The organism is Dietzia sp. SLG310A2-38A2 (genome assembly GCF_014145095.1).
Taxonomy (GTDB): Bacteria; Actinomycetota; Actinomycetes; order Mycobacteriales; family Mycobacteriaceae; genus Dietzia.
The window spans coordinates 1-4,543 of record NZ_JAALDX010000393.1 but is presented as its reverse complement, the minus strand read 5'-3'; the positions used below and the strand labels follow the sequence as shown (position 1 = coordinate 4,543).

The following is a 4,543-nucleotide window of genomic DNA, read 5'->3' as shown; positions in this document are numbered from 1 at the left end:
TGATGAAGCGGGGCACCACCGTCCAGCTGGTCTACGTCTCCGCCGACGCCGACACCGGCGCGTCGGGCCTCGAGTCCACCCTGCGCTTCATCCTCTCCGGCAAGTCCGCCTACGTCGACGCCCAGGTGTTCCGAGTGGGCGCCGGCGCCGCGACCGCCCCCGCCTCCTGGGACCGCCCCCTCGAGGGCAAGGTCGCCGTGGTCACCGGCGCGGCACGGGGCATCGGCGCGGAGATCGCCGCCGTGCTCTCCCGCGACGGTGCGCACGTGATCTGCTGCGACGTCCCCGCCGCCGGCGAGTCGCTCTCCGCGACCGCCAACAAGGTGGGCGGCACCTCGCTGCCGCTCGACGTGACCGCCGCCGACGCCGCCGAGGTGTTGGCCAAGCACGTGCAGGAGCGCCATGAGGGCGTCGTCGACATCCTGGTCCACAACGCCGGCATCACCCGCGACAAGACCCTCGCCGGCATGGACTCCGCCCGCTGGGACTCGGTCATGGCCGTCAACCTCATCGCGCCGGAGCGGATCACCGCCGAGCTCGCGGAGAAGGGCGTCCTCACCGAGGGCGGCCGCGTCGTGGGCGTCTCGTCCATGGCCGGCATCGCCGGTAACCGCGGCCAGACCAACTACGCCGCCTCCAAGGCAGGCGTGATCGGGTTCGTCGACGGTGCCTCCGCCGAGCTGGCGTCCAAGAAGGTCACCGTCAACGCCGTGGCCCCCGGCTTCATCGAGACCCAGATGACCGCCGCCATCCCGTTCGCCACCCGCGAGGCCGGCCGACGCATGAACTCGATGCAGCAGGGCGGTCTGCCCGTCGACGTGGCCGAGACCATCGCCTTCTTCGCCAGCCCCGCCTCCTCCGCGGTCACCGACAACGTGATCCGCGTGTGCGGCCAGTCCCTCCTGGGCGCGTGATCGGGGTGGATCACACGTCTTCGGAGAACACCGTGGAGTACACCCGCCTGCCCGCCATCCCCACCCTGCTGGCCCAGTACGGCAAGGCCGCCGTCGGCTCGGTCCCCGTGCTGGGCGGCAAGCGCGACGGCACGTCGATGCCCGAGAAGGGCGTCGAGGTGGAGGGCGTGCGCGTGGACGCGGCCAATCTGGCCGCCTACGCCCGCGTCTGCGACCTGCGTTTCGGCGACGCCCTGCCGCTGACCTACCCGTTCACGCTGGCCTTCCCCCTGAGCATGCAGCTCATGCTGGACCCGGCCTACCCGGTCCCGGCCATGGGATCGGTGCACCTGACCAACGAGATCGAGTCCCACCGCCCGCTGCGGGTGGGCGACGAGCTCTCGATCCGCGCGCGGGCCGAGAACCTGCGGGAGCACCCCGCCGGGTTGCTGCTCGACATCGTCACGGAGATCCGTACCGGCGACGACGACGAGCCGGCCTGGGTCCAGAAGTCGGGCCTGCTCTCCAAGCGCAGGACGTCCCTGACCCCGCCCAAGGACGCGCCACGCCCGCCGAGGCCCGAGCCGCCCACGGCCGCGGAGATCGGCGACCCCACCGTGGTCAAGTCGGTGTCCGAGTCGCTGATCTCCGAGTACGCGTCGGTGTCCGGGGACCGCAACCCCATCCACGTCTCCAAGGTGGGCGCCAAGGCCTTCGGTTTCCCCAACGTCATCGCGCACGGCATGTGGACGGCCGCCACCATGCTCGGCGTGGTCGAGGGCGCCATCCCCGAGCGGGCGCGCTACTCGGTGGAGTTCGGTAAGCCCGTCGTGCTGCCCGCCAAGCTCGCGATCTACGCCCGGCGTGGGTCCGGCCCGGGCGTCGGAACCGGCGTGGGCGCGGATGCCGGTGACCCTGCCTGGTCGCTGAGGGTGCGCAACCCGCGCAAGCTCGGCACCGTGCACGCGACGGCCACCATCGAGGAGCTCTAGCTGTGATGTCCAGGGAGGTTGTCCCGGCTCGCGATGGTGAGTTCGGCTGACAGGTGAAGGCCTCCGGTTGTGAAGTGGAGCTGTCTAGTTCAACGCTTCACCGACCGGAGGCCTTCGTGTCCCACGCTAACGCGACCTTGACCCCACGTACCCGTTTGCGGCTGGCAAAACTGATCGTCGACGACGGGTGGACCTATGCTGCCGCGGCCACAATGTTCATGGTCTCGCCCCGAACCGCCAAGAAGTGGGCGGACCGCTACCTTGCCGAGGGCCCGGCCGGCATGACCGACCGCAGCTCCAGGCCCCACCGCAGCCCGAACCGCACCTGCCCAGTGATGGTCCGCAAGATCGTGCGACTGCGGTGGCGGCACCGCCTGGGGCCGATCCAGATCGCCGGCCGACTGGGCATCGCCTCCTCCACCGTGCACGCCGTGCTCGTACGGTGCCGGATCAACCGGCTGTCGCGAATCGACCGGGTCACCGGCGAGCCCCTGCGCCGCTACGAACACGAGCGCCCCGGCTCGCTGATCCACGTCGATGTGACCAAGTTCGGCAACATCCCCGATGGCGGCGGTTGGCGTTACGTCGGCAAGCAGCAGGGGCGGCGCAATCGCGCAGCCACAGATACCGACCGACGCAAAGGTCGCGTGCGCGGACCCCGTCTGGGCATCGCGTTCGTGCACACCGTCATCGACGACTACTCACGGGTGGCGTACGCCGAGATCCACGCCGACGAGAAAGCCGCCACGGCCATCGGGGTGCTCGACCGCGCGGTGGCCTGGTTCGCCGACCGCGGGGTCACGGTCGAGCGGGTGCTCTCCGACAACGGTTCGGCCTACAGATCCCACGCCTGGAGCGGCGCCTGCACAAGCTTGGGAATCGTGCACAAGCGCACCCGCCCGTACCGGCCACAGACCAACGGCAAGATCGAACGTTTCCACCGCACCCTGGCCGACGGCTGGGCCTACGCCCGCTTCTACGAGTCGACCAACGCCCGCAACGAGCAACTACCGCAGTGGTTGCACTTCTACAATCAGCACCGAGCTCACTCCGCCCTCGGAGGAAGGCCACCGGTCACCCGACTGACCAACCTCCCTGGACATCACATCTAGCCCCTCCTCCGGCGCGCGTCGCCCACCGATCCCGGCCCCCTGCTGCACCGCGGCAGGGGGCCGGGGCCGTCCCATCCGGAAGAGATGTCGCGCCGAACCCCCTATGTCCTGGGCCACACCCCGACCAATAGGAGGCCTCCGTGCCGCACCCTCCCACGCAGTCGACCCACCGCACCCGACACCGCTCGTTCGCCGGACTCGCCGCCGCAGCGGCCGTCGCCGTCGCACTCCCCGTGACGGCCGTCGCGCAGACCGGTTCGCTGGGGGGGCGGTGGGTCCTCGGGTTCGAACGACATCAGCATCATCCCGCCGGACATCCTGTTCCCGCCGGTCGTGGGCGTCGGCGCGGGAGAGGGCGTCGAGGTGGTCGCGAGCCCGGCGGTGACCGCCACGACCCTCCTCGACGGACTCAACGTCCCGTGGGACGTGGTCCGCACCCCGGACGGCACCCTCCTGACCGGCGAGCGCGGCGGCCGCATGGTCGCGCAGCTCCCGGGCGGCGAACGGCGGGATGTCGCGATCGACCTGCCCGGCCTGGTCCGCCAATCGGAGAGCGGCCTGATGGGTCTGGCCGTCGATGCCGGATTCGCGCAGAACCGCGAGATCCACGTCTGCTACTCCCAGAACGCCGGTGGAACCCGTGACAACCGGATCACTACTTTCCGAGCCGCCGACGACTGGTCCGGAATGACCAAGGTCCGCGACACGGTGACCGGGATCCCCCTGGGCGCCGAGGGCATCCACAGCGGCTGTCGACTGCTGGTCGACGACGACGGGTCGATCTACGTGGGCACCGGCGACGCGTACACCGCCACCGGACCGCAGGACCCCTCCTCGCTCGCCGGAAAGACCCTGCACGTCAACCCCGACGGGACTGCCGCTTCTGGCGACTCGGTGATCCACACGATCGGCCACCGCAACGTCCAGGGACTGGCCATCCAGCCCGGCACCGGCCGCGTCTACTCCGCCGAGCACGGACCGGACCGCGACGACGAGGTGAACCTCCTCGAGCCCGGTACCAACTACGGCTGGAACCCGAATGTCGGTGGGAGCTACAACCAGAACGTCCCGATGACCGACACCGAGCAGTTCCCAAACGCGGTCGAAGCCGTATGGTCCTCGGGTCCCCCGCGCTTGGCCCCGGCGGACATCGAGTTCCTGCAGGGCGAGGCGTGGGGCGAGTGGGAAGGCGGCCTCGCCATGGCCAACCTCAGAGAACAGAAGCTGGTCCTGTTCCGCCTCTCCTCCGATGGCCGGTCGATCGTCGACGCCTCCGTGCTCCTCGAGGGTGACTTCGGGCGCTTGCGTTCGCTGACACCCGAGCCGGACGGCTCGCTGCTGGTCACCACCTCCAACGCGAACAACCGGGACGAGGTCTTCCGCGTGAGCCCGGCCGGCCGGTAACCAGGCTTACGCTGCGCCTCTGCCCGCGTTGCTGCTGCAGGATTCGGGTCAGAGCGCGAGGTGCCCGTCCGGCGGCCGGCTAGAGCCGCAGGACCTGCCGGGCGGCGTCGGCCAGCGCGACCGCGTAGCCGGCGCCATGCCC

The 4,543-nt window shown here is 70.4% G+C and carries 4 protein-coding genes; all 4 read left to right on the top strand.

Annotation, left to right across the window (positions count from 1 at the left end):
• On the top strand, nt 1-914 hold a 914-nt coding region (locus G6027_RS13685; protein WP_182637651.1), incomplete at its 5' end, for a 3-oxoacyl-ACP reductase.
• 32 nt (nt 915-946) lie between these two features.
• Nucleotides 947-1,885, top strand: coding sequence for a MaoC/PaaZ C-terminal domain-containing protein (locus G6027_RS13680; protein ID WP_182637650.1), 939 nt, complete (start codon nt 947-949; stop codon nt 1,883-1,885).
• Nucleotides 1,886-2,001: 116 nt separating this feature from the next.
• A complete protein-coding gene (locus G6027_RS13675) occupies nt 2,002-2,997 on the top strand; it encodes an IS481 family transposase (RefSeq protein ID WP_182637649.1) in 996 nt (331 codons plus the stop codon).
• A gap of 333 nt (nt 2,998-3,330) precedes the next feature.
• A complete protein-coding gene (locus G6027_RS13670; RefSeq protein ID WP_182637648.1) occupies nt 3,331-4,401 on the top strand; it encodes a PQQ-dependent sugar dehydrogenase in 1,071 nt (356 codons plus the stop codon).
• The last annotated feature ends 142 nt before the right edge of the window (nt 4,402-4,543 follow it).